The sequence below is a fragment of the Mesorhizobium sp. XAP4 genome, from assembly GCF_029269325.1.
GTDB classification, from domain to species: domain Bacteria; phylum Pseudomonadota; class Alphaproteobacteria; order Rhizobiales; family Rhizobiaceae; genus Mesorhizobium; species Mesorhizobium ciceri.
Window position 1 is genome coordinate 405,018 of record NZ_JARIXW010000003.1, and the last position, 24,920, is coordinate 429,937.

General features: G+C 62.9%; 26 protein-coding genes, 1 pseudogene and 1 riboswitch. Of the genes and pseudogenes, 19 read left to right on the forward strand and 8 right to left on the reverse strand.

Annotated features, from left to right (window positions below; translation table 11 throughout):
• The first annotated feature begins 10 nt into the window (after positions 1-10).
• Positions 11-763, forward strand: coding sequence for a crotonase/enoyl-CoA hydratase family protein (locus P3C39_RS15380; RefSeq protein WP_024503596.1), 753 nt, complete (start codon positions 11-13; stop codon positions 761-763).
• Between the two features lie 9 nt (positions 764-772).
• On the opposite strand, the gene pdxH is transcribed toward P3C39_RS15380, so the two are convergent.
• A complete protein-coding gene (gene pdxH / locus P3C39_RS15385) occupies positions 773-1,390 on the reverse strand; it encodes a pyridoxamine 5'-phosphate oxidase (protein WP_063171648.1) in 618 nt (205 codons plus the stop codon).
• A gap of 72 nt (positions 1,391-1,462) precedes the next feature.
• Between pdxH and P3C39_RS15390 the strand changes: the two genes are divergently transcribed.
• The 4 genes from P3C39_RS15390 to P3C39_RS15405 all read left to right on the forward strand — a co-directional run bounded on the left by P3C39_RS15390 (position 1,463) and on the right by P3C39_RS15405 (position 4,511).
• Positions 1,463-1,924: an RT0821/Lpp0805 family surface protein gene (locus P3C39_RS15390; RefSeq protein WP_013532805.1), complete on the forward strand. Its 462-nt coding sequence runs from the start codon at positions 1,463-1,465 to the stop codon at positions 1,922-1,924.
• A 100-nt stretch (positions 1,925-2,024) separates the two neighbouring features.
• Positions 2,025-2,954 (forward strand): J domain-containing protein, encoded by a 930-nt coding sequence (locus P3C39_RS15395; RefSeq protein WP_127366791.1) that lies wholly within the window; start codon positions 2,025-2,027, stop codon positions 2,952-2,954.
• A 106-nt stretch (positions 2,955-3,060) separates the two neighbouring features.
• Complete coding sequence (fabI, locus tag P3C39_RS15400) at positions 3,061-3,879, forward strand: enoyl-ACP reductase FabI (protein ID WP_013532803.1); 819 nt, start codon at positions 3,061-3,063, stop codon at positions 3,877-3,879.
• 44 nt (positions 3,880-3,923) lie between these two features.
• Complete coding sequence (locus tag P3C39_RS15405; protein ID WP_275953745.1) at positions 3,924-4,511, forward strand: histidine phosphatase family protein; 588 nt, start codon at positions 3,924-3,926, stop codon at positions 4,509-4,511.
• Positions 4,512-4,680: 169 nt separating this feature from the next.
• Here the strand turns inward: P3C39_RS15405 and P3C39_RS15410 are convergent, their stop codons facing one another.
• On the reverse strand, positions 4,681-4,941 hold the full coding sequence (locus P3C39_RS15410) for a DUF1344 domain-containing protein (RefSeq protein ID WP_013532801.1): 261 nt from the start codon (positions 4,939-4,941) through the stop codon (positions 4,681-4,683).
• Positions 4,942-5,120: 179 nt separating this feature from the next.
• Between P3C39_RS15410 and aroC the strand changes: the two genes are divergently transcribed.
• From aroC to P3C39_RS15425, 3 genes are all read left to right on the forward strand, one after another.
• Positions 5,121-6,230: a chorismate synthase gene (aroC, locus tag P3C39_RS15415; RefSeq protein ID WP_013532800.1), complete on the forward strand. Its 1,110-nt coding sequence runs from the start codon at positions 5,121-5,123 to the stop codon at positions 6,228-6,230.
• Positions 6,231-6,333: 103 nt separating this feature from the next.
• On the forward strand, positions 6,334-7,434 hold the full coding sequence (gene ribB / locus P3C39_RS15420) for a 3,4-dihydroxy-2-butanone-4-phosphate synthase (protein WP_275953744.1): 1,101 nt from the start codon (positions 6,334-6,336) through the stop codon (positions 7,432-7,434).
• A gap of 33 nt (positions 7,435-7,467) precedes the next feature.
• Positions 7,468-8,010 carry a GNAT family protein gene (locus P3C39_RS15425; RefSeq protein WP_275953901.1) on the forward strand — a complete coding sequence of 181 codons (543 nt, stop codon included), beginning with the start codon at positions 7,468-7,470 and terminating at the stop codon, positions 8,008-8,010.
• A gap of 37 nt (positions 8,011-8,047) precedes the next feature.
• On the opposite strand, the gene P3C39_RS15430 is transcribed toward P3C39_RS15425, so the two are convergent.
• Positions 8,048-9,271, reverse strand: a complete 1,224-nt coding sequence (locus P3C39_RS15430) for an MFS transporter (protein WP_027164157.1) — start codon at positions 9,269-9,271, stop codon at positions 8,048-8,050.
• A 120-nt stretch (positions 9,272-9,391) separates the two neighbouring features.
• On the opposite strand from P3C39_RS15430, the gene P3C39_RS15435 reads away from it, so the two are divergent.
• Together P3C39_RS15435 and P3C39_RS15440 are read left to right on the forward strand one after the other, a co-directional pair.
• Positions 9,392-10,000, forward strand: a complete 609-nt coding sequence (locus P3C39_RS15435; protein ID WP_064995135.1) for a TetR/AcrR family transcriptional regulator — start codon at positions 9,392-9,394, stop codon at positions 9,998-10,000.
• 287 nt (positions 10,001-10,287) lie between these two features.
• Positions 10,288-11,271 (forward strand): hypothetical protein, encoded by a 984-nt coding sequence (locus tag P3C39_RS15440; RefSeq protein ID WP_275953743.1) that lies wholly within the window; start codon positions 10,288-10,290, stop codon positions 11,269-11,271.
• 122 nt (positions 11,272-11,393) lie between these two features.
• Here the strand turns inward: P3C39_RS15440 and bluB are convergent.
• Positions 11,394-12,119, reverse strand: a pseudogene (gene bluB / locus P3C39_RS15445) (5,6-dimethylbenzimidazole synthase); the annotation flags it as partial.
• A gap of 2 nt (positions 12,120-12,121) precedes the next feature.
• Positions 12,122-12,302: riboswitch (cobalamin riboswitch) on the reverse strand.
• A gap of 122 nt (positions 12,303-12,424) precedes the next feature.
• On the opposite strand from bluB, the gene P3C39_RS15450 reads away from it, so the two are divergent.
• From P3C39_RS15450 to P3C39_RS15475, 6 genes are all read left to right on the forward strand, one after another.
• The gene (locus P3C39_RS15450) at positions 12,425-13,351 is read left to right on the forward strand and encodes a histone deacetylase family protein (protein ID WP_063167671.1); all 927 of its coding nucleotides are present in this window, start codon (positions 12,425-12,427) and stop codon (positions 13,349-13,351) included.
• A gap of 3 nt (positions 13,352-13,354) precedes the next feature.
• Positions 13,355-13,606 carry an exodeoxyribonuclease VII small subunit gene (locus P3C39_RS15455; RefSeq protein WP_013532792.1) on the forward strand — a complete coding sequence of 84 codons (252 nt, stop codon included), beginning with the start codon at positions 13,355-13,357 and terminating at the stop codon, positions 13,604-13,606.
• A 110-nt stretch (positions 13,607-13,716) separates the two neighbouring features.
• Positions 13,717-13,983, forward strand: a complete 267-nt coding sequence (locus P3C39_RS15460; RefSeq protein ID WP_013532791.1) for a DUF2277 domain-containing protein — start codon at positions 13,717-13,719, stop codon at positions 13,981-13,983.
• 39 nt (positions 13,984-14,022) lie between these two features.
• Positions 14,023-14,943, forward strand: a complete 921-nt coding sequence (locus P3C39_RS15465; protein ID WP_064995138.1) for a pirin family protein — start codon at positions 14,023-14,025, stop codon at positions 14,941-14,943.
• A 142-nt stretch (positions 14,944-15,085) separates the two neighbouring features.
• Positions 15,086-16,999, forward strand: coding sequence for a 1-deoxy-D-xylulose-5-phosphate synthase (dxs, locus tag P3C39_RS15470; protein ID WP_024503605.1), 1,914 nt, complete (start codon positions 15,086-15,088; stop codon positions 16,997-16,999).
• 148 nt (positions 17,000-17,147) lie between these two features.
• Complete coding sequence (locus P3C39_RS15475; protein WP_275953740.1) at positions 17,148-17,447, forward strand: hypothetical protein; 300 nt, start codon at positions 17,148-17,150, stop codon at positions 17,445-17,447.
• Between the two features lie 83 nt (positions 17,448-17,530).
• Here P3C39_RS15475 and P3C39_RS15480 read toward each other — a convergent pair whose 3' ends face one another.
• Complete coding sequence (locus P3C39_RS15480) at positions 17,531-18,754, reverse strand: GNAT family N-acetyltransferase (RefSeq protein ID WP_224621857.1); 1,224 nt, start codon at positions 18,752-18,754, stop codon at positions 17,531-17,533.
• Positions 18,679-19,674, reverse strand: coding sequence for a sterol desaturase family protein (locus P3C39_RS15485; protein WP_032809851.1), 996 nt, complete (start codon positions 19,672-19,674; stop codon positions 18,679-18,681). Before P3C39_RS15485 ends, P3C39_RS15480 begins: the two co-directional genes overlap by 76 nt.
• A gap of 326 nt (positions 19,675-20,000) precedes the next feature.
• Between P3C39_RS15485 and P3C39_RS15490 the strand changes: the two genes are divergently transcribed.
• Together P3C39_RS15490 and P3C39_RS15495 are read left to right on the forward strand one after the other, a co-directional pair.
• Complete coding sequence (locus P3C39_RS15490) at positions 20,001-20,765, forward strand: TlyA family RNA methyltransferase (protein WP_275953739.1); 765 nt, start codon at positions 20,001-20,003, stop codon at positions 20,763-20,765.
• Positions 20,762-22,003 carry a class I SAM-dependent RNA methyltransferase gene (locus P3C39_RS15495; RefSeq protein ID WP_224674069.1) on the forward strand — a complete coding sequence of 414 codons (1,242 nt, stop codon included), beginning with the start codon at positions 20,762-20,764 and terminating at the stop codon, positions 22,001-22,003. The genes P3C39_RS15490 and P3C39_RS15495 overlap by 4 nt, the downstream gene beginning before the upstream one ends.
• A 16-nt stretch (positions 22,004-22,019) precedes the next feature.
• On the opposite strand, the gene P3C39_RS15500 is transcribed toward P3C39_RS15495, so the two are convergent.
• Positions 22,020-22,679: a transglutaminase-like cysteine peptidase gene (locus P3C39_RS15500; RefSeq protein ID WP_275953738.1), complete on the reverse strand. Its 660-nt coding sequence runs from the start codon at positions 22,677-22,679 to the stop codon at positions 22,020-22,022.
• Between the two features lie 446 nt (positions 22,680-23,125).
• On the opposite strand from P3C39_RS15500, the gene P3C39_RS15505 reads away from it, so the two are divergent.
• Positions 23,126-23,365, forward strand: coding sequence for a hypothetical protein (locus tag P3C39_RS15505; protein WP_275953737.1), 240 nt, complete (start codon positions 23,126-23,128; stop codon positions 23,363-23,365).
• Positions 23,366-23,390: 25 nt separating this feature from the next.
• Here the strand turns inward: P3C39_RS15505 and tldD are convergent, their stop codons facing one another.
• Positions 23,391-24,803, reverse strand: a complete 1,413-nt coding sequence (tldD, locus tag P3C39_RS15510) for a metalloprotease TldD (RefSeq protein WP_024503610.1) — start codon at positions 24,801-24,803, stop codon at positions 23,391-23,393.
• Between the last annotated feature and the right edge of the window lie 117 nt (positions 24,804-24,920).

Genomic DNA, 24,920 nt, shown 5'->3' on the forward strand with positions numbered 1-24,920 from the left:
GGAAAGAACCGTGACAGACCATATCCTCGTCGAGCGCCAGGGCGCCATCCAGATCATCCGCATGAACCGGCCGGACAAGAAGAACGCGCTGACGCGCGCCATGTATGCGAAAATGTCAAAAAGTCTGGCTGAAGGCGACGCCGACCCGGAGATCCGCGTCCATGTCTTTCTCGGCGTGCCCGGCGCCTTCTCCTCAGGCAACGACCTTGCCGACTTCATGGTCATCGCCACCGGCGGTGACGGCGGCACCGAAGTCTGGGACTTCCTGATGGCGCTGGCCAAGGTCGAGAAACCCATGGTCTCCGGCGTCGACGGCATCGCGGTCGGCATCGGCACGACGCTCAACCTGCATTGCGACCTGACCTTCGCCACGCCACGCACCGTGTTCAGGACACCTTTCGTCGACCTTGGCCTGGTGCCTGAGGCGGGATCGAGTCTTTTGGCGCCGCGCATACTGGGCCAGCAAGGCGCTTTCGCGCTGCTCGGCCTCGGCGAGGGCTTTTCGGCTGAACGGGCGAAGGCCGCCGGCCTGATCTACGAGGTGGTCGAGGAAGCAGCACTGGAGGCCTCGGTGCTGGCGGCCGCCGGCCAGATCGCGGCCAAGCCGCCGCAGGCGTTGAAGATCGCGCGCGACCTGATGCGCGGCTCGCGCGACGACCTCGTCGCCCGCATCGGCGAGGAAAGCGAGCATTTTCGCGAGCGCCTGAAGTCCGATGAGGCGCGCGCCGCGCTCACCGCGTTCATGACGAGAAAGAAGGCCTGAGCCTCTTCTTCAGGGATAAAGCCTCGTCTTGTCCCAGTCGCCTTTCGCGTTGCGGCTGAAGACGAGCCGGTCGTGCAGGCGGAACGGCCTGTCGTGCCAGAACTCGATTGTCGTGGGCACGATTCGGAAGCCGGACCAGTGCTTTGGCCGCGGGATCTCGCCGATCGGGTAGCGTGCCGTGTATTCGGCCACTGCCTTCTCCAGCGCAAAGCGGCTTTCCAGCGGCCGCGATTGTTTCGAGGCCCATGCGCCGATGCGGCTGCCGCGCGGCCGTGTCGCATAGTAGGCGTCGGCTTCGGCGTCGCTGACGATCTCCACCGGTCCGCGAATGCGTACCTGGCGGCGCAGTGATTTCCAATGGAAACACATCGCCGCCTTCATGCTGCCAAGAATCTCCTGGCCCTTGGCGCTCTCGAAATTCGTGTAGAAGACAAACCCGCTTTCATCGAACCCCTTGAGCAAAACCATGCGCACATCCGGCATGCCGTCGGTATCGACGGTCGCCAGGGCCACGCCGTTGGGGTCGTTCGGCTCGCTTTTCGTTGCGTCGTCCAGCCATGCGGCAAACAGGCGAAACGGCTCGGCAGCCTCGGTAAAGTCACCGCTTGTTAACTCAGTGTCACTCATAGTTTTTCTCAAATTGTCACGAAGATTCTTACAAAGCCAAGATTCTTAACGAAGCAAGGGGGAGGCTGCCGATTGTCGCTTATCGCGCAAGCTTTTGACAGCAGGCAATGGAGCGTTATCGCTTCGGCCAGCGCGAAAGCCGCGATCGTGGCGGTCGCCTTGCCGCTTGCCGCTTGTGGCGCCGGCGGCTTCAGCCTGGAAAAAGCCGAAGTCGACCGCTCGATCCTGACCAGCAGCACATCGGCCTCGGCCGCGCCGGCCAGTCTGGATCGCGACTCCGACCAGACGACGATCGGCAATGCAGTCTCCTCGGCCGACATCGAGCAACTCGGCGGGCAGGCCGTCCCATGGGCCAATGCCGGTACCGGCTCGCGCGGTTCCATCACCGATCTGGCGGAATTGAAGGACAACGGCCAGACCTGCCGCCGCTTCAAGGCCTCGCGCGAAAGCTTTGACGGCGTTGCCATGTTCGAAGGCGAACTGTGCCTGGCCAGCGCCGGCGGCTGGCGCATGCAGGACTTCAAGGCGCTCTGATTTTCCGCGTCTGATATGCGGCTCCAGCACTGGAATTTCTTCCTATGGGAGCGCATATAAGAGGCAACCAGAGACTCAACTCTTCTCCAGGGCAGTAAGCATGCGCGACCCCTATGAGGTGCTGGGCGTTGCCAGGAACGCATCGGCCAAAGACATAAAGTCGGCGTACCGGAAACTCGCCAAAAAGCATCATCCGGACCAGAATCCGAATGATCCAAAGGCGAAGGACCGTTTTGCCGCAGCCAACCAGGCCTACGAGATCGTCGGCGACGAAAAGAATCGCGCCGCTTTCGATCGCGGCGAGATCGACGCCGACGGCAAGCCGCGATTCCAGGGCTTTGAGGGCGCTGCCGGTGGCGGCGATCCGTTTGGCGGCTTTCGCCGGCAGCAAGGTCCGGGCGGCTCGCGGTTCGAATTCCGCTCCGGTCGACCCGGTGGCGATCCGTTCGACGGCAACAGCGACATCTTCAGCCAGATTTTTGGCGACACTTTCTCCGGCGCGCGCGGTCCCGGCATGGGCGATCGCCGCCAGCAGACGACCGCTGCCGATCTGAACGTGACGCTCGACGTCACCATCGAGGAAGCGGCGACCGCTGAAAAGGTGACGGCGATGTTCCCCGACGGCCGCAAGGTGGCGGTCAAGCTGCCGGCCTATGTCGAGGATGGCCAGACCATCCGCCTCAAGGGCCAAGGCGAGCAGGGGCCGGGCCAGCCAGGCGACGCGCTGGTCAAGATCCATCTGCGCCGGCATCCACGCTACCGCATCGAAGGCCGCGACCTGCACGCCGATCTGCCGGTGGCACTGGCGGATGCCGTGCTCGGCGCCAAGGTGCCTGTCGAGACGCCGACCGGCAGGCTCGCCGTCAACATTCCGGCCTGGTCGAGCTCCGACAAGGTCCTGCGGCTGAAGGGCAGAGGCCTGCCGGAAAAGGCCGGCGGTCACGGCGATCTCTACGCTCATGTGCGTATCATGCTGCCGGAAGGCGGTGACAGCGCGCTCGAAGCGCTGTTGCGCAGCCAAAAAGGCTGATCGGCGGCTTTTGTCCCCTGAACTGTCCGTTTTGAGCGCTTGAAGGGGCTCTGTGCCTGTGCGATAGGGCAACCCACAAAGCTGAAATCTTGCGGAGAGCGCTCACATGGCGGGTGGACAGGGCCTAATGGCCGGCAAGCGCGGCCTCATTCTTGGCGTCGCCAACAATAGGTCGATCGCTTATGGCATCGCCAAGGCCTGCGTCGATCATGGCGCCGAGATAGCGCTGACCTATCAGGGCGAGGCGTTCAAGAAGCGTGTCGAGCCGCTGGCGGCGGAACTGGGCGCCTTTGTCGCCGGCCATTGCGACGTCACCGATCCGGCGAGCCTGGATGAGGTTTTCGCCAATGTCGCCAAACATTGGGGCAAGCTTGATTTCCTCGTCCACGCCATTGCCTTCTCCGACAAGGATGAGCTGACTGGCCGCTATGTCGAGACGTCACGCGACAATTTCCTGCGCACAATGGACATTTCGGTCTATTCCTTCACCACCATCGCCAAGCGCGCCGAGGCGCTGATGACCGATGGCGGCTCACTGCTGACGCTGACCTACTACGGCGCCGAAAAGGTGATGCCGCACTACAACGTCATGGGTGTCGCCAAGGCGGCGCTCGAGGCCAGCGTGCGCTACCTGGCGGTCGATCTCGGCGCCAAGAAGATCCGCGTCAACGCCATTTCGGCCGGCCCGATCAAGACCCTTGCCGCTTCCGGCATCGGCGATTTCCGCTACATCCTGAAGTGGAACGAGTACAATTCGCCGCTGAAGCAGACGGTGACGCAGGAGGAAGTCGGCGATTCCGGCGTCTATTTCCTGTCCGACCTGTCGCGCGGCGTCACCGGTGAAGTGCACCACGTCGATTCGGGCTACCACGTCGTCGGCATGAAGGCGGTCGACGCGCCTGATATTTCGACGGTCAAGGACTAGCACCCCCCAACCGTCGTCCGTCCCGATCCGCACCGGAAGACCTGATGTACCCGCTGGTTTATATAGCGCGCCACGGCCAGACCGCGTGGAACGCCGAAATGCGGCTTCAGGGGCAGGCTGACACCGATCTCAATGCTCTTGGCCGCGAACAGGCGACCGGCAACGGGCTTCGGCTAGCTGCGTTGGTTCCAGATCCCTGGGAATTCGACTTCGTCGCCAGTCCGATGAAACGGACGCGCGAAACGATGCAGCGTATTCGCGCCGCGATGAAGCTGGATCCGGATGCCTATCGAACCGATCCGCGCCTCGTCGAGGTCAATTTCGGCGATTGGCAGGGATTTACCTTTCCCGAGCTGGAGACGCGGTATCCCGGAGCAAGCGGGACGCGTGCTCTGGACAAGTGGAACTTCCAGCCGCCCGGCGAAGGCGCCGAGAGCTATCAGATGCTGCTCGAACGGGTGAGGCCATGCTTCGACGCGATCGAACGCCAGACGATATGCGTGACCCATGGCGGCGTCATGCGCACCTTGTTTCGTTTCGTTCTGGGATTGGCCGAGGACGAGGCAGCGAACCTGGAAATACCGCAGGATCGCCTGCTCAAGCTCGAAGGCCAGAGTCTGGAGTGGCTTTAATGCATGTCGCCCAAAAGTGGCCCCGGTTTTGGGAGAACGACATACATAAAACAAAGACCTAAAGCGGGTCGCCTGAAATCCGTTCAGACGCGACACGCTCTAGGCCATTTCGCAGGCGGCTCGGCGAAAGCTGAACCGCAAACGCTGCATTCAATTGAGGTTGGAAGCTCTAGTTGGCTGAGCTGTCCGGCAGTTCCATGTCGGTGATGACGTTTTCGCCATTGGTCACATCGTAGGCGATGACGATGTCCATGCCCGGCTTCAGCGCGTCGAGATCGGTCTCTGCGTTCAGCTTGTAGGACTTGCCGTCATCCAGCGTCAGCGTCGCCGTGTCCTTGTCGATCTTCTTGATCAGGCCTTCGGTCTGGCCGGCGAAAGCGGCGGTGGAAAGCAGCAGCGTGGCGGCAACGGCGCTAATCAGGGTACGCATAATCGTTCCTCTTTATCATTGCACCGGCATGGCGGCGAGCTGTTCAACAGCGGATGGAGCAGAGCAGAAACCAACCGAATGTGTCAAAACTAAATCCGCCAGATCACAGTTTGACCCCTGTGAAAAACGCCAATAGAACGCAATCTTCAGCCGGCTCCGATGCCGGGCAGGGTCATTTCATGTCTCACAACACGTTCGGCCACCTTTTCCGCGTTACCACCTGGGGCGAAAGCCATGGCCCGTCGCTCGGCTGCGTGGTCGACGGCTGTCCGCCCGGCATCCGCTTTACGCGCGACGAGATCCAGGCCGAACTCGACAAGCGCCGGCCGGGACAGTCACGTTTCGTGACGCAGCGTCGCGAACCAGATGAAGTGAAGGTGCTGTCAGGTTTCATCCTCGACGAGGACGGCGAGACGATGATCACCACCGGCACGCCGGTGTCGATGCTGATCGAGAATGTCGACCAGCGTTCAAAGGATTATGGCGAGATCGCCCGCCAGTACCGGCCCGGCCATGCCGACTACACCTATGACGTCAAATACGGGGTGCGCGATTATCGTGGCGGCGGCCGCTCCTCGGCCCGCGAGACGGCAGCCAGAGTGGCGGCCGGTGCCTTGGCGCGCAAGGTGGTGCCCGGCGTGGTGGTGCGCGGTGCGCTGGTGTCGATGGGCGAGAAATCCATCGATCGCGCCAACTGGAACTGGAATTTCATCGGCGATGCGGAAAATCCGTTCTTCACCCCCGATCCGGCTTCCGTTCCTGTCTTCACGCAGTATCTCGACGGCATCCGCAAGGCGGGCTCCTCGGTCGGTGCGGTGATCGAGATCGTCGCCGACGGCGTTCCACCGGGCCTCGGCGCGCCGATCTATGCCAAGCTCGACCAGGACATCGCCTCCGGCCTGATGTCGATCAACGCGGTCAAAGGCGTCGAGATCGGCAACGGCTTCGAGGCCGCCCGCATCACCGGCGAGCAGAATGCCGACGAGATGCGCATCGGCAATGACGGCAAGCCGGTGTTCCTGTCCAACAATGCCGGCGGCATCCTCGGCGGCATCTCGACCGGCCAGGCGATCGTCGCCCGTTTCGCCGTCAAGCCGACCTCGTCGATCCTGACCCCGCGAAAGTCGATCGATAAGGACGGCAAGGACGTCGAGATCATGACCAAGGGCCGCCACGATCCATGCGTCGGCATCCGCGCCGTGCCGATCGGCGAGGCAATGGTTGCCTGTGCGATCGCCGATCATTATCTGCGGCATCGGGGACAGACGGGGAGGGGAATAGGGGAATAGGGGAATATGTTGCGCTCTTAGCCCGGCCGGCCAAATCTTTTTGCTTTTCCCTACTCCCTTACTGCCCTACTCCCTTATTCCCCTGCGAGCAAAGCGAGCACTTATGCCTTACGACCAGAAGAAAATCGTCGAAGCCCTGCGTGCTTTCGAACGCGGCGAGATCGTCGTCGTCATGGATGATGACGGGCGCGAGAACGAGGGCGACCTGATCGTCGCCGCTGTCCACTGCACGCCCGAAAAGATGGCATTCATCGTTCGCCACACCTCCGGCATCGTCTGTACGCCGATGCCGCGCGAAGAAGCCAAGCGGCTGAACCTTGCCCCCATGGTCGCCGACAACGATTCCGCCCACACCACCGCTTTCACCGTCAGTGTCGATTTCAAGCATGGCACCACGACCGGCATCTCGGCCGAAGATCGCACTTTGACCGTTCGCAATCTTGCCAACGGCAATGTCGGTGGCTCGGATTTCGTCCGCCCCGGCCACATCTTTCCGCTGATTGCGCGCGAAGGCGGCGTGCTGATGCGCTCAGGCCATACCGAAGCAGCGGTCGATCTGTGCAAGCTCGCCGGCCTGCCGCCGGTTGGCGTCATTTCCGAGCTGGTCAATGATGACGGCACTGTCAAGCGCGGTCCGCAGGTGCAGGCTTTCGCCGAGGAGCATGGCCTCAGGCAGGTTTCGGTCGCCGACCTCATCGCCTACCGGCAGCGCAAGGAAACGCTGGTCGAACGCGTCGCCTGCTCGGAAATCGACACGCTCGGCGGCAAGGCACAGGTCTTCACCTACACGCTGCCGTGGGACTCCATGCATCACGTCGCCATCGTCTTCGGCGACATTCGTGACGGCGAGGACGTGCCGGTGCGTCTGCATTCCGAGGATGTGGTGACCGATGTCTTCGGCACCAGCCACCGGCTCGACGCCATCATGAAGACAATGGGCGAGCGCAGGCGCGGTGTCATCGTCTATCTCAGAGAAGGCTCCGTCGGCGTTGCGCATCAGGAGCGCAAGCGGCCGGCAAGCGGCGACCGCGAGGATCACGAAGAGGCGCGCCGCCGCGAAAACGAGTGGCGCGAGATCGGGCTAGGCGCCCAGATACTCAAGGATCTCGGCATCTCCTCGATCAACCTGATCGCCTCGCGCGAACGCCACTATGTCGGCCTCGAAGGTTTTGGCATCCACATCGCCAAGACCGAGATCCTCTGAGCCTCCCGTCGATCCGGTTGCCGGAGAAGACGGATAAATGCGTCCCTGCCTTCCAGCCAGCGCAGCGAGCGGCTTTTGCTGCGCCGCCCAGAAGAGGCTGATCTGGATTTCCTGATCGACCTCTTTTCGCGCCGGGAGCTTGTTGCTCATCGTCCGGACCCTGTCCCGGATACAGCCCAGCAGAGCGCCGCGCGGCTGACGCGCGACATCGGTCATTGGGACAAGCACGGCTTTGGCCGCTGGGCGGTCGAGGCGGATGAAAAGCTGGTCGGCTTCGGCGGCGTCACGGTATCGGCGGATTTCGACGGTCTGAACCTGTCTTATCATCTTCATCCGGCGAGCTGGGGACATGGCTATGCCACGGAATTGGTGATGGAAGCACTGCGCACCGCGTTCGGCCCCTTGCGTGCCGATCGGGTTGTCGGCCTCGTCCGCCCCGCCAATCCGGCTTCGCGACGGGTGCTGGAGAAATGTGGCTTCGTCTTCGAAAAAGAGGTGATGCTGCACGGGGCGCCAACGATAGTTTTGGCATTGGCGCACCCAAGAAGAGTCAATATTTCAGGCCCGGCCGCCTAGAGCGGCGCGCCCGGCCTAAGGCCCGGGCGCGCCGGAACTATTCCGCAGCAATCGCGGCTGCTTCGCATCCGTCCATCTCGCACTCAGCCGTGGCAAGGCTGCGCTGGCCAAGCAGCACCGTGGCCAGCGCGATCGTGCCTGAAGCCACAGAGACCCAGAACCCGTTCTGGGCACCGAACGCATCGACCACCGCGCCGGCCGCGAACGAGCCGAGCGCCATGCCGATGCCGATGCCGGTCATGACCCAGGTAATGCCTTCGGTCAGCATCGCCTCCGGCACATGCCGCTCGATCAGGCCGAAGGCGGTGATGAAGGTCGGCGAGATCGCCACGCCGCTGATGAACACGGTCAGCGCCAGCAGTGGCACGGTGTCGGCGGTGAGCGGCAACAGCGTGCCGAGCGCGACGAGGGCGACTGCGATGGCCAACTGGCGTTGCAGCGGCGCCTTCAGGCTGAGCGCGCCGACGATGATGCCGAGCACGAACGATCCCAGCGCGTAAACGCCGATGACAAGGCTGGCGGCGCCGGGCTGGCCAAGCTCCTTGGTGATCGCCACGGTGCTGACTTCCGTCGTCGCGAAGGTCGCGCCGATGAAGATCAGGGCGAAGGTGATGATCTGAACCGGCCGCAGGCGGATCGCCGAGCCGCTTGAGCCATGGTCCACCGGCCGCACTTGCGGCTCCGTCGAGCGTTGCAGGATGAAGGCCGCTGATCCGAATGCGAGAAATAATGTGCTCACCAGAACGCCGGCTTCCGGGAACAGGGCAGCACTGAGACCGACCGATAGCGATGCCCCGGCAATATAGACCAGTTCATCGGCCGCGGACTCGAAGGCGAATGCGGTGTTCATCTGCGGCCGTCCGCGGAAAATCTCTGTCCAGCGCGCCCGCACCATCGCCGGCATGCTTGGCATGGCCGCGGCCAGTAGGGCCGACACGAACAGCGTCCACACCGGCCAGTCCTGGTTGGCCGCCGCTATCAGGACGGCGAAAGCCAGCACCGCGATGATGGTGGTGGGCACGACGATCCGTGTCTGGCCCAGGCGGTCCACCAATCTCGATATCTGCGGCGCAACGAAAGCGTTGGCCAGAGCGTATGTTGCCGAGACGGCTCCGGCCAGCCAGTATTCGCCACGCGTCTGCGACAGCATCGCCACGATGCCGATGGGCGCCATGGCGATCGGCAGGCGCGCCATGAATCCGGCGGCCGCAAAGCCCTTGGCTCCGGGGGCACGAAAGATTTCCGAATAGGGATTTTGCATGGGTGGTTCCTCGACAAAGGACGATTCGGCAATTACATACGAAGCGTATGATTGTTAAATAGAGCATACGCCGCGTATGTCAATTGGCATACGTTACGTATGTGAATAGGGCCAGAAGCCATGCACAGACCCCGCAAGGAGATGATCGCCGAGACGCGCGCAAAGCTGATCGCGGCGGCCCGCCATGCCTTCGGCACAACAGGCTATGCGGAAGCCTCGATGGATGATTTCACCGCTTCGGCCGGGCTGACGCGCGGCGCGCTCTATCATCATTTCGGCGACAAGAAGGGGCTGCTGCAGGCGGTCATAGCCCAGATCGACGGCGAGATGGCGGCGCGCATCAATGAGGTCGCGTCGAGAGCGCCGACCCGCTGGCAGCATTTCGTCGACGAGTGCTCGACCTATATCGAGATGGCGCTGGAGCCGGAAATCCAGCGCATCATGTTCCGGGATGGCCCGGCCGTGCTGGGGGATCCAGCGCAATGGCCGAATGCCAGTGCGTGCATCGTGTCAATGACCGACCATCTGACCGCGCTGCAGGAGGAGGGGGTCGTTGTCTCGAGCCTCGACCCCGAGACGGCCTCGCGACTGATCAACGGAGCGAGCAGCCAGGCAGCGCAACGGATCGCCAATTCGAGCGACCCCGAAGCGACGTCGAAGAAGGTGGTGACGGCGTTCAAGCAACTGCTCGAAGGCCTGCTCAAGAAGCCGGATCCGCAGTCGAATTGAAGTTCCCACCGGAGCTTTTCGTGCCGGCAGCTGTTCCCGATAGGAATTTTTTCTTGACACCTGCCCTCAGCTAAGGTACATATTCGTCCATGGTGCTGATTTGCGCCGGTGACCCGCCGCACAGGCGGGTTTTTCGTGATGCTCCGTCAGACAACGCGCCGGCGAGAGGCTGCGAAAGAAAACCGTTGCCCAGAATTCGTCGCCCCGTGGTGCCAGGGCCGGCAATTGACAATCGCCGGGTTGAGTTCATCCTCTTCCACCATCTCTGAGGCGGAGATTCGGGGCACATGTGGGATTTCGAGATCGGCCGGTCGGTGTCCATCATGATGCGGACCTGGCCGTTCATCGTCTTTCGTATGATCGTCTATTTCGGCATCACGCTGGCCTACATCATGGCGAGCGGCACCGGAGCCTCGGTCGGCTATGGCGTCGGCCATATCTCCACCGATCCCGACGGGCCCATGTCCTTTGCCCTGTGGGGCGGCGTGGTCGGGTTTGGCATCGTCTCGATCGCGGTCTACTGGATCCGCGAATACATCCTCTATATCGTCAAGGCCGGCCACATCGCCGTCATGGTTCATCTGATCGACGGCCGCGACATTCCCGGCGGTCAGGACCAGATCGCCTACGCCAGGGATATCGTGACCCAGCGTTTTGCCGAGGCCAACATCCTTTTCGTCGTCGACCAACTCGTCAAGGGTGCCATCCGCGCCATCACCGGCCTGCTCGGCGGCATCGCCGCCTTCCTGCCTATACCGGGCCTGAGCGGCCTGGTCTCCTTCATCAACACGGTGATCCGCCTGTCGCTGACCTATGTCGACGAGATCATCCTCGGCTACAACATCCGCATCAATTCAGCCTCACCCTTCGAGACGGCGCGCCAAGGCGTCGTGCTCTATGCCCAGAACGGCAAGGTCATGGTCAAGAACGCCGTCTGGCTGGCGGTCATCATGTGGGGCGTTTCGTTCGTCATCTTTCTGATGATGCTGGCGCCTGCTGGTGCGATTCTGTTCCTGATGCCTGGCCAGCTCGCCGGCTGGGCTTTCGTGCTCGCCATCGTCTTCGCCTGGGCGTTCAAGGCGGCCTTCATCGAGCCTTTCGCCATCGCTTGCCTGATGCAGGTCTATTTCAAGACCATCGCGGGCCAGGTGCCGGATCCGGCCTGGGACGCCCGGCTGGCCGAGGCGTCGTCGAAGTTCAGGGAGCTCAAGGACAAGGCGCTCGCCTCCTTCGGCGGTTCGCGCTGGGGTACGGCCGGCGCCACACCCTGATCGGCCGGGCAGATGGTGTCTGGTGAGGCAGAAACGGTGTTGAGGCGCGCCACGGTGGACTTGAGCTGTGTCTCGCCTTGCCCGGAAAACGTCTCGCTCATGATCAGTTCCGGCAGCGGCAGCCGCCGTCCCCAACCATGCGTTTCAAGGTCCGGTTTGGAAGCGAACTCGGAAACACGGCCGACGCAGAGATAGGCGATTGGCGTTACGTGATCCGGAATGGCCAACAGCCGCTTCAGCGCCTCAGCCTCGATGATGCTCACCCAGCCGACGCCAACGCCCTCGGCACGCGCGGCCAGCCAGAAATTCTGCACCGCGCAGACGGTGCTGTAGAGATCCATCTCCGGATTGTGCCAGCGTCCCAGCGGCGAACCTTTCGAGCGCTGCCGGTCGCAAGTGATGCAGATGTTGAGCGCGCTTTCGCAGATGCCTTCCAGCTTGAGCTTGCGGTACAGCGCCTGTTTTTCCGCCTCGATCGCCGGCAGTTCCTGCTCGCGCGCGGCCAGGAACAGGTCGCGCACCCTTTCGCGTCGCTCGATGTCACGAATGACAATGAAATTCCATGGCTGCATGAAGCCGACCGATGGCGCATGATGAGCGGCAAGCAGCAGCCGCGCCAGCACGTCGTCATCGATCGCGGTGGGCAGGAAATGGCTGCGCACGTCGCGCCGCGTGAACATGGCGCGATAGACCGCATCGCGCGCATTCTGGTCGAATCCATCGTCAATGGCAGCGGTCATATGTTCCGGCATCGCTTGTCCCCTTGCGATTGCAGATTCAAAACGGTCAGAGCGTACTTTGTGCGTCCAAATGGACGCACGTCGCTCTGATGCCATCCGCCCGACCATGCGGATGACGATGCCTGCCAGGCCGGTCTTCTGGCTTGGGATCAACCCGCGTCCGGTGCCTTCCCGTCATCGACAGTGGCATTTACCGGCGCGGTCCCCCTCACAGCGTTGGGCACGCCACGGAATTCAACCGTGTTCCCGATTCTCCCGCTTGCGGCGGGCACCAGGCAGTACCCAGGGACCTTACGCCGAAGCGCCGGCGAGGCCAATGCCCGCGGCGACGCGAATGGACGCAGGCGCGATTTTCCCCAGTCATCGGCCGCCCGTGCATGGCCTTTGTCGATCCGGGTCACTAGATTAGGACGATGACCACCCGTCTCTACACGCATCCGATCTTCCTCGAGCATCTCACGCCGCCCGGACATCCCGAGCGGCCCGACCGCTTGCGCGCCATCGAGCGCGTGCTCGATGAGGAAGCCTTTGCCGGGCTCGATCGTATCCAGGCGCCGGAAGGCGACGAGGCCACCATCCTCTACGCGCATCCCGCCGATTTCGTCGCCCGCGTGCGCGCCGCCATTCCCGACGAAGGCATTGCCCGCATCGATGCCGACACCACTGCCAGTCCGAAGAGCTGGCAAGCGGCGATCACCGCGATCGGCGCCGCCAACGCCGCCGTCGATGATGTCTTTTCGGGCCGCGCCGACAACGTCTTCGTCGCCGCCCGGCCGCCCGGCCATCATGCCGAAAAGACCACGGCCATGGGCTTCTGCCTGTTCAACACGGCGGCGATCGCGGCGCGTTATGCGCAGAAGAAACACGGTGTCGAGCGCGTTGCCATCGTCGACTGGGACGTGCATCACGGCAATGGCACGCAGGATATTTTCTGGGACGATCCCTCGGTGCTCTATTGCTCGACACACCAGATGCCGCTTTATCCCGGCACCGGAGCGAAGACCGAAACGGGCGCCGGCAACATCGTCAACGCACCGCTGGCGCCGCAGACCGGCAGCGAAGTATTTCGCGATGCCTTCCTGTCGCGCGTCCTGCCCGCGCTCGACAATTTCGCGCCCGACCTGATCATCATTTCGGCTGGGTTCGACGCGCACCACCGCGATCCGCTGGCCGAGATCAATCTGACCGAGGATGATTTCGACTGGGCGACCGGCCAGTTGATGCAGCGCGCGGCACGCCACAGCGGCAACCGGCTCGTAAGCCTGCTCGAGGGCGGCTACGATCTGCAGGGATTGGCATTTTCGGTCGCCGCCCATGTCGGGCGACTGATGAAAGGATGAATGATGGCTGGTGAGACCAACGAAGACGTCAAGGCGATGAGCTTCGAGCAGGCACTCGATGCGCTGGAGAAGATCGTCGATGATCTGGAGCGTGGCGACGTGCCGCTCGACCAGTCGATCAGGATCTATGAACGTGGCGAGGCGCTGAAGGCGCATTGCGACCGGCTGCTGAAGGCCGCCGAGGACAAGGTCGAGAAGATCAGGCTGTCGCGCGACGGCAAGCCGGTTGGAACGGAGCCGCTCGACGCAGATTGAGGCCGGTCCGAACGATGGCCTCGCCTCACCGGTTTTTGGACATGATCATGATCGAGGCTATAACTCGTTGCGATTGAAACAGCTCAAGGACAAGAGGAGATACGGAAGCGATGTGCAGAAACATCAAGACCCTGTTCAATTTTGATCCGCCGGCAACCAATGACGAGGTGCGCGACGCGGCCCTTCAGTTCGTCCGCAAGCTGAGCGGAACGACGCGACCCTCGAAGCAGAACCAGCACGCCTTCGATCATGCCGTCGACGCCATCGCGGCCTCGGCGCGCGAACTGCTCGATTCCCTGGAAACCCATCAGCATCCGCGCAATCGCGAAGAGGTGGCGGCCAAGCTGCGGGCAAAGGCGGCCATCCGCTTTGCCTGATGCGGCCAGGCGGCCTTCGACCACCGACAAGGAGAGTCCATGAGCTTCTTCCCCGGGAAAGACCCTGAGGTGGGCGATGCGTTCGCCAGCGATCAGATCGAATTGATGGTCGTTCCGAACGCCAAGGACATCGGTGGTTTTCAGGTGCGCCGTGCCCTGCCAACGGCAAAAAGGCGGTTGGTCGGTCCGTTCATCTTCTTCGACCGCATGGGTCCCGCGATCCTGCGGGCCGGCCAGGCGCTGGACGTCCGTCCGCATCCGCATATCGGACTGTCGACGGTCACCTATCTGTTCGACGGCAAGATCCGGCACCGCGACTCCCTCGGCACCGAAATGGTCATTCAGCCCGGCGACGTGAATTTGATGACCGCCGGCCGCGGCATCGTCCATTCGGAGCGTACGCCGGAGGAACTGCGTGGCGCGCCGATGTCGGTATCCGGCCTGCAGACATGGCTGGCGCTGCCGGACGACAAGGAAGAGGTGGCTCCTGTGTTCGAGAACACAGGAGCGGTCAGGCTTCCCGAGATTGATGCCGAAGGCGTCAACGGGCGCCTCATCATCGGCGATTTCCAAGGATTACGGTCCCCGGTCAGGGCCGATTCGGAGACGCTCTACGCCGACCTGCGCCTGGCGCCCGGCGCCAGCGTGAAAATCCCTGCCGATGCGGAAGAGCGCGCCATTTACACGCTGGAAGGCGAGGTCTCGATTTCGGGCGATGTGTTCCCAGCCGAACGGCTGCTGGTGTTCCGTCCCGGTGACGAGATCGTCGTGTCGTCGCAGACCGGGGCGCATTTCATGCTGTTCGGCGGCGCCTCTCTTGGTTCGAAGCGTTACATCTGGTGGAATTTCGTCTCGTCGTCGAAAGAGCGTATCGAACAGGCGAAAGAGGAATGGAAGACAGGCCGCTTCGACATCGTTCCAGGAGACGAGGAAGAGTTCATTCCGCTGCCGGAAAGCTGATGCCTGTCGCCCAAAGTGGCCCGGTTTTGGGGAAACGACCTGCATAGAAGCAAAAGACCACAGTCTGATCCGCGTCACTGACACGCATTTACTTTCGCCGGCCGGCGGCCTATTTCGCCCATCAACCGAAAGCCTGAGCACCGTGAACGCAACGCCGCATACGCCGCTTCTCGACAAGGCCCGCATCCCGGCCGACCTGCGCATGCTTGCCGAGAGTGAGCTGCCGCAACTGGCGTCCGAGCTTCGCGCCGAGCTGGTCGACGCGGTATCCCGCACGGGTGGTCATCTGGGCGCCGGCCTTGGCGTGGTCGAGCTGACAGTGGCGCTGCACTATGTCTTCAACACCCCCGATGATCGGCTGATCTGGGATGTCGGCCACCAGGCCTATCCGCACAAGATCCTGACCGGCCGCCGCGACCGTATCCGCACGCTGCGCCAGGAAGGCGGCCTATCCGGCTTCACCCGCCGCGCCGAGAGCGAGTACGATCCCTTCGGCGCTGCCCACTCCTCGACATCGATATCGGCCGGCCTCGGCATGGCCGCGGCCCGCGATCTCTCCGGCGGCCGCAACAATGTCATCGCCGTCATCGGCGACGGCGCCATGTCTGCCGGCATGGCCTACGAGGCGATGAACAATGCCGGCGCGCTCGATGCACGGCTGATCGTCATTCTCAACGACAACGACATGTCGATCGCGCCGCCAACCGGCGCCATGAGCGCCTATCTGGCGCGGCTGGCCTCCGGCAAGGCCTATATCGGCCTGCGCGATTTCGGCAAAAAACTGACGTCTTATCTCGGCAAGCGTGCGGATCGTGCGATCACAAGGGCGGTCGAGCATGCACGCGGCTACGTCACCGGCGGCACGCTGTTCGAGGAACTCGGCTTCTATCACATCGGCCCGATCGACGGCCACAATCTGGAGCATCTGATCCCGGTCCTGAAAAATGTCCGAGACAATGGCGAAGGCCCGGTGCTCATCCATGTCGTCACCCAGAAGGGCAAGGGCTATGCGCCGGCGGAAGCCGCCGCCGACAAATATCACGGCGTCAACAAGTTCGACGTCATCACCGGCGCGCAGGCCAAGGCGCCGGCCAACGCACCGGCCTACACCAAGGTGTTCGCCGAAAGCCTGGTCCAGGAGGGCCGCGAGGACGACCGCATCGTCGCCGTCACCGCAGCCATGCCGAGCGGTACCGGCCTCGACCTGTTCGGCGAAGCGTTCCCGTCGAGGACCTTCGATGTCGGCATCGCCGAACAGCACGCGGTGACCTTCGCCGCCGGCCTCGCCACCGAAGGCTACAAGCCGTTCGCGGCCATCTATTCCACCTTCCTGCAGCGCGCCTACGACCAGGTCGTCCACGACGTCGCCATCCAGAAATTACCGGTGCGCTTTCCCATCGACCGCGCCGGCTTCGTCGGCGCCGATGGCGCCACCCATTGCGGCGCCTTCGACACCACCTTCCTGGCGACACTGCCGGGCTTCGTGGTGATGGCGGCGGCCGACGAGGCGGAGCTGCGCCACATGGTACGCACCGCGGCAAGCTATGATGACGGCCCGATCGCCTTTCGCTATCCGCGCGGCAATGGCGTTGGCGTCGACATGCCGGAGCGTGGCTCCGTGCTCGAAATCGGCAAGGGCCGCATCGTCAGGGAGGGCACCAAGGTAGCATTGCTGTCCTTCGGCACACGGCTGCAGGATTGCCTGATCGCCGCCGAGGAGCTAGGGGCTGCCGGGCTTTCCACCACGGTCGCCGACGCCCGTTTCGCCAAGCCGCTCGACGAGGATCTGATCCGGCGGCTGGCCCGCTCGCATGAGGTTCTGGTGACGGTGGAGGAGGGCGCCGTCGGCGGCTTCGCCAGCCATGTGCTGCAGTTCCTCGCCCATGAAGGCCTGCTGGAAAGCGGCCTGAAGGTGCGCCCGCTGGTGCTGCCCGACGTGTTTACCGACCACGCGAAGCCGGAAAAGATGTATGCCGATGCCGGGCTCGATGCTGCCGGCATCGTGCGCACCGTGTTCGTCGCGCTCGGGCATACGGTTCGCGCCCAGCGCGCCTGAATCAAAGTCTCAGTGACTTGAATCAGTTTGCCGGCCAACGTTCTTAACGCGTTGTTTACGCTGCCGTTTGGCGCTTTGCTTACCGTGTCTCTTGGCCGTTTTTCAACGGCGCCCTGCTAGATCGTGATCAGGCAGGGAGACAGCAACAATGAAAACGCTTCTGTGCGGCGCAGCGCTTTGCGCCGTCATCGTCGCGCCGGCCACAGCCGAAACGCGCTATGATCGCAGCCTCGAAAAGGCGGCCATGGGCATCGTCGCCGGCAAGATGGGCGACATCCGCGGCGGCTTTTCCTTCAAGCAGGTGCCGCAACTGGTGGTTCTGCCGGCCCCCGTTCCCGCACCTGCGCTTGCCATCGAGCCTTCACGCCGAGCAAGCATCGGGAGGGCGTGCGGATGGGTTGTCTCCGGCCGTCGAGCGCCCGGTTTCGCGAAGCGTATTCTGAGCTAGAGACCAGCAAGCCCTGATCGGGATTGCCCGATCGTTTCATCGTGCTTTGCCGCTGTGCGGGTGATCTAAAGGCGTCGGCACTGCTACTCCGCCGCCACCAGCTCCGCTTGTTGCGCCGGTTTCTCGGGGCGCCAGGATTGCGCCGCGTGGCGGGCGCGGTCTGCCAGGGCGGCAAGGCGTCCGCGCAGGTTTCGTCCACCCACCACTGACGACAAGATCACCGAATGCGTCGCAAAGCGGCGCTTGAAATCCTCGCCGCCGCAGAGAAAATCGATCGTGGTCAAGCCCCTGTCGAACGACCACTGGATGTAATCCATCATCAAGACCATGCCCGGCGAGGCCCGTTCGAAGGCCGGATCATAGGTGGTGACGAAAGCCATCATCGTTCCATGCTGCTCGAAATTGATCGATATGGCGATGATCTCGTCTTCGCGTTCGAGCACGAAAATGCGCAGCAACCCAAGCCCGGCCAGAACCGAGATCAGTGCCGGCAGCGCGGGGGAACCTTCGTCGAACAGGTCCGAAACGCGGCCGTGTTTTGCGAGCCATAGCCGCTTCAGCGCGGCGACGCGTTCCAGCACCGGCTCGCGGGCTTCGTGCGCATCCATCAGGCGGAAACGCAGCGCGCCGCCTTCCTCCATGAATTTGTAACCACGGCGATAGTTTTGCCGGGTTTTCTTCGACTGGCTTTCAAACCATTGTGCGCCGCGTTGTCCGGCGCTGGAAACTCGGTAGCTGACCTCGCTGCGGTGGCTCGGCTGCAAAATGCTGCCCTGGCCTGGGGCGGCGGGACCAAGCAGGGTCCGGAATCGAGCATCGGGCAACAGCCGATTGAGATACGCAAGATCGAAGCCGCCATCGTCGAGGATATGTTGCCAGAGTTGCGGCAGGATCTGTGGCTCTGCATCGGGAGCAAGCAGGACATCTCCATAGTCGCAGTGATCCTTCGCCGCCCATTCCAGCATACGGATGCCCGAGCGCCAGAAGGTCGCGAGCGCAATGACCGCCTCGAGGCGCTCGCCGCTCCAGACCAGGCCGATCCTGAGGCCGCGGCGGTCCTGATGCGGTGTGGTGTGCCACCAGGCCGAGATCCAGTCGGGATGCTGGAAAACGAGGCCGCCGGCGCGTTGCCAGAGCGCTGCCCAGGCGGGCGCGATTTCTGCCAGTCGCTCTGGCGAGGTTGCAATTTCGATCCGGTGCGCTTGCTGCATCCGGAACACGGCCGGTCCGTTCATGGCTTGCCCCCCTGCGGCGATTGCTGTGGCTCGGGCTTGTCGGCGCGGAAATGTCTGGCGATCTGCCGCCACATCCGCTGCAGCGGCATGACATAGAGGCCTGCGAGCGACTGGTAGTCGCGCACGTTGCGTTCGATCAAACCGAACTTGAAGTCCTCGTCGGGTCTCGGAACGCACAGAGTTCCGAAGAGCCGATCCCAGAACGAGAAGAGCAGCCCGAAGTTCTTGTCGTAATGGCGCGGGTCGGTGCTGTGGTGCAACTGATGCCAGTGTGGGCACAGGATCAGATTGTTCAACGGCCCAAACGAGATCTTGAAATGCGTGTGCCTGACGAAATCCATCATCAGGATGTTGCGTATGATGTAGACGTTGACGCCGAAGACCGTCAGTTCAACCAGGTTCAGCGACACCAGCGACCAGATGCCGAAGCAGATGCCGGGAATGACGCCGTCCCAGGCCCGGTTCATCAATTCGTCGAGCGGGTGGACGCGATCTTTGGTGATGCCGACCATCACCTCGGCCGAATGGTGCACCTTGTGCAGTTCCCAGAGCACCGGGTAGCGGTGCTGGGCGACATGATAGAGATAGTACGAAATGTCGTAGGCAAGCAGCATGGTGAGGGTGAAGATCGTCACCGTCACAGGCCCCGCCGGCCCCTCGATCAGAGGCGGCTGGATTGCCAGCAGCGTGGAGAGCAACCAGTTCGTCGCATAGCCGACGGCGCTGACGAAGACGACGCCGGCGGGCAGCATGAGGAATGGCATCAGCGCCTTCCGCGTCACCCAGAACAAAAGGTCGGCTTTCGCCGAAGGATGCGTGATGACCTCATGCGGGACCGCGAACTCGAAGAACTCTTTCCAGCTCTTTTTCTCGACCGTGCGCCAATAGGCGACCAGGGCACTGGCCAAAGCAGTCAGCAACAGAAGTCCGGTCGCCAGCAGGCCGGCGCCGGAAATCCGGTCAAGAACCTTGTAGACGATGTCGCTGGCCATTTCCAAAGTTGCCGCCTCTCCATCCGGGTTTTCCCGTCGTCGCGGTCATAACATTGAAGTCCTCAAGCAAATGCGATGAAAATTGGTTAAGAAATCATGAGGCTTTCTAGATTGTTGGTATTTACCCGCAGGCGGTGAGACCTCATGCTTCGGCGGTCATCCGTCTCAACGGGCGTAACGCATGGGTATTCATAAGGATGGTCGGCGGGACGGGACGCCTCACCATCGTCGCCGTGCAAGATGCTGAGCGTGATGATGGGAACGGGAGACGAAATGCTTCCAGCTGGCGCTCTTGCCATCGTCGTCGGCTTTCGCCATGAAGGCCGATGAATTCGCCTCTGCCAGCCAGCGCACGCCAGCGGCTCGACGACCTGCTCGTCCAGCGCGGGCTGTTTGCCAGCCGCTCGCGTGCCCGCGACGCGGTCGAGCGCGGCACTGTGACCGTCGACGGCGTCATTGCGCGCAAGCCCGGCCAGAGCGTTTTGCCGCAATGTCACGTTACCATCGATGATCCGGCGCAAGGCTATGTGTCGCGCGCGGCACTCAAGCTGATCGGCGGGCTCGATCATTTCGGCCTCGATCCTGCCGGCCGTGAAGCGCTCGACATCGGCGCCTCGACCGGCGGCTTCACCCAGGTGTTGCTCGAGCGCGGCGTGGCCCATGTCACCGCCGTGGATGTCGGTCGTGGCCAGATGCATCCTGATATCGGCGGCGACCCGCGTGTGACGGTGATCGAAGGGCTGAACGCCCGCGACCTCGCCGTCACCGATCTCGGCGGGCGTATTCCGGATTTCATCGTCTCCGACGTCAGCTTCATCTCGCTGAAACTGGCGCTGCCGCCGGCCCTTGGTCTGGCCAAGGCTGGCGCAAAGGCCATGTTTCTGGTCAAGCCGCAATTCGAGGCCGGCAGGGAAGCGATCGGCAAGGGTGGTCTGTTGAAGGATCCCTTCGATGCCGCCCGTGTCGCCGGCCTGCTGCAGGATTGGCTGGACTCCGTTCCCGGCTGGCGCTCGCTGGGGCTGCATCTGTCGCCGATCGATGGCGGCGACGGCAATCGCGAATTCCTGCTCGGTGGGATCAAGGACCGATGAGCGCGCGCTTCAGCATCAGGAAACTTGGCGCTCAGGGCGACGGTGTCGCCGAGACCGAGACAGGCGATCTGTTCATTCCCTTCACACTGCCCGGTGAAACGGTCACCGCCGCGCGCGAACGGGATCGCGCCATGCTGATGGCGGTGCTGGAAGCATCGCCGCTGCGCATCGATCCCGCCTGCCGCCACTTCACCGAATGCGGCGGTTGCGCGCTCCAGCATTTCGAAGCCGAAGCCTATCGCCGGTGGAAGCGCGAAAAAGTGGCGCACATCCTGAAGGGCAAGGGCATCGATTGCGAGATCGGTGACCTGGTCGCCTGCGCACCGCAGACGCGCCGCCGTGTCGTGCTTGCCGCCCGGCGCACCGAGACAGGCATGCTGCTCGGCTTCCATCGCCATCTGTCGCCGGAGATCGTCGCCATATCGGAATGCCCGATCTCGCTGCCGGAGATCGTTGCCGCCCTCGATCGCTTGAAGGCGCTCGCCGAATTGGTCTGCGCAACCACCAAATCGTTCCGGCTGGCGGTCACCGTGACCGGTTCGGGGCTTGATGTCGCGGTTCACGAATCCGGCAAGCTCGGGGAGCACCAGCGCCGGATCGCGGCTAACTTCGTCATGGCGCAGGGCTTTGCCAGGCTGTCCATCGATGACGAAATCATCATCGAGCCGAAAAAGCCGGTGGTCATGTTCGGCAGCGTCGCTGTCGCCTTGCCCCCGGGCGCGTTCCTGCAGGCAACCGAGGCCGCCGAACAGGCGATGGCCGACATCGTCGGCGGACATCTGAAGCGTGCCAAGAAGGTGGCGGATCTTTTCGCCGGTTGCGGTAGCTTTGCTCTGCGCCTGGCCGCGAAGTCGGAAGTCCATGCGGTGGAAGGCGATGCGGCAGCGCTTTCAGCGCTCGACCGTGGATCGCGCTTCGCCACCGGCTTGAAGCGGGTGACGGGCGAACGCCGCGACCTGTTCCGCCGGCCGCTGACGTTCAAGGAGTTGAATGCGTTCGACGGTGTGGTGTTCGACCCGCCGCGCGCCGGCGCCGAGGACCAGTCGAAGCAGATCGCCCGCTCGGATGTTCCCTACGTTGCTGCGGTATCCTGCAATCCGGTGACGCTGGCTCGCGACCTGCGCATCCTCATCGACGGCGGCTACGCCTTGAAGAGCGTGACGCCGATCGACCAGTTCCTGTGGTCGCCGCATGTCGAAGCGGTGGCACTGCTGGAGAAGCCGAAGAAGCGGCGATAGCCTGGAGGCTTCGGCCCTACGAACTTGGCGACAGTCGTTTCGACGTGCCGCCGCGTTGGTTGATCGACACCCAGGTGTTTGGGTTCTGCTGCGACTGGCGTTTCACGAAGTAATAGCCCGTCGCGTTCCAGGGCCTGATCTCATTGACCAGATTGTCCAGGACAAGATCGCCCTTGTCGGTTTTCACCGTCAGAATGGTGTGGCCTTCATTGTCCAGGTCGCGCACCACGGTCATCAGCAACGCCTGCCGGGGGAATCCCGCTGCCAGAAGAAGCTTGCGCTTGTAGAGCGCGTAGATCTTGCAGTCGCCCTTGCCGTCCACCGGATAGTCCCAGTGATCCGCCATCGTACCCCAGTGATCGAAATTGCTGACGGGTTTGATGGCGCTGTTCGCCTTGTGATTTATCCGCTTGAGGATGCGTAGGTTCTGCGCGGTCAGCTTGACATTCGCCGCCGGCAGAGCGGGCACCTTGCACTCCTTTGGCCGGCGATGGCAGAAATCGACCCAACCGTAGGGGACGCTGGTGCTTCCACCAACTGCGGCAGATTGCGTCGATCGCGACTTGAACGATGTCGACTGTGCCGCCGCTGGACTGGCTTGCAACCATGTCGCGCCAATCAACGAAACGAAGCCAAGCAGGAAAGAGGAGGTCAGGACGCCGGGGAAATGCCGCATTGCCAACACCACCGCAACCAGAGGGCCGGCACTGCGTTCGTGCGGAAACGGCAGCCCAGGCAGTTAAACACCTAACAATTTCCTAATGCCGATTGTGTTCACTTCAAGGTGCAGCCGGGAATTCAAACTGGAAAACGCAAGCATCAGCGGGCGCATTCGGTCTGACGCGACCATCAGGCGCCAGCGACGGACCTTTGTCATGCTTCCTGCAAGCTGTCATATCCCGCCGTCTTTGCAGCCTTGGGAAATTACGATCAAAGGTTGCAAGCCAGCGCAATGAGCTGATTTCCCCAGATGCAGAGCATCTGCGAAATCCATTCCCTTCTTCGCGAGGTCGAGTGCGGACGACACCACCGCGCTGTCCGCGACCTCTACTGTTGAGAGCCCGCCAAATGTCCGCAGCGCGATGTCAGGCGCCGCATAACGTAAGCGCCGGCGCAACTCTCATGATGGCGCTCTCGGGTGCGCTCGTCGCCTGGATTTTGCGAAAGATCGCTCGAACCGGGCTATTGCCGTCCTATGCACTTGGCATCGCGGCCATGACGTTTGTCGCAGCTGCGCTGTATGTCTCCGGCCATGACGGGACCGTCGACTGCCTGAGTGCTTGGGTCAAATATGCGATCGGTGGCGTCATCGCCTTCCTGATTCTCTACACGACTTCGCGCCGGTCTATCGGCAAGGCATAACGGCCCGGCCATCGGGGCCGTTCGCTCAGACCCGCGTGCCGCCCACCGTCATCTGGTTCATGCGCAGATGCGGCTGGCCGACGCCGACCGGCACGCCCTGTCCGGCCTTGCCGCACATGCCGATGCCGGTGTCAAGCTTCATGTCGTTGCCGATCATCGAGACGCGATGCATGGCGTCCGGACCGTTGCCTATCAGCATCGCGCCCTTGATCGGCTGCGTCACCTTGCCGTTCTCGATCATGTAGGCCTCGGTGCAGCCGAACACGAATTTGCCCGAGGTGATGTCGACCTGGCCGCCACCGAAGGAGACGGCATAGATGCCGTTCTTGACCGAGGCGATGATTTCGTCCGGCTCCATGTCGCCCGCCGTCATATAGGTGTTGGTCATGCGCGGCATCGGCTGGTGTGCGTAGCCTTCGCGGCGGCCGTTGCCGGTTGCCTTCATGCCCATCAGCCGGGCGTTCTGGCGATCCTGCATGTAGCCGACCAGCTTGCCGTCCTCGATCAGCACATTGCGGGCTGAAGGCGTGCCTTCGTCGTCGACTGTCAGCGAGCCGCGCCGCTCGGGCATCGTGCCGTCGTCGACGACGGTCACCCCCTTGGCGGCGACCTGCTGGCCGAGCAGTCCGGCGAAGGCCGAGGTCTTCTTGCGGTTGAAATCGCCTTCCAGCCCATGGCCGACGGCCTCGTGCAGCATGACGCCCGGCCAGCCGCTGGACAAGACGATGTCGAAAGTGCCGGCCGGCGCCGGTATCGCCTCGAGATTGACCAGAGCTTGCCTGAGCGCCTCCTTGGCGGCGTGCTTCCAGCTGTCCTCGACCAGGAATTCGCCAAACGCCTTGCGGCCGCCCATGCCGTAGGAGCCGCTCTCCTGGCGGTCGCCATTGCCGACAACGACGGAGACGTTGACGCGGACAAGCGGGCGGATGTCGCGCACCATTTGGCCGTCGGCGCGCACGATCTCGACATGCTGCCAGGATGCGGCGAGCGATGCCGAAACCTGCCGCACGCGCGGGTCCTCGGCGCGCAGCCAGGCGTCGATTTCCTGCAGGAGCTTTGCCTTGGCCTCGAAGGAGGGCGAGGGGATCGGATTCTCTTCGCCATAGAGATGGCGGTTGGTGCGGGCGGGTGCGGCGGCAAGCGTGCCGGAATAGCCGCCCTTGACGGTCGAAACGGCATCGGCCGCGCGCAGCAGCGAAGCTTCGGAGAGATCGCTGGAATGGGCATAGCCGCTGGCTTCGCCGGCAACCGCGCGCAGGCCAAACCCTTGGTCGGTGTTGAAGTTGGCGGTCTTCAGCCGGCCATTGTCGAACATCAGCGCTTCGCTCTCGCTGTATTCGAGGAACAGCTCGCCGTCATCGGCGCCGTTGATGGTTTCGGCGACGATCTGCTTGATGCGATCGTCTGAAATGTCGAATTGGCCGATCAGGCTGTTCATGGCGCGTCCGTTCACAGGAGGAATGGGTCTTTGCCACGATGTAGGCGCGAAGGTGCGCCGAGACAATCGCTCAGCCGCATTGTGAAGACAAAAGCGGTTTGCCAGCAGACCGTCGAC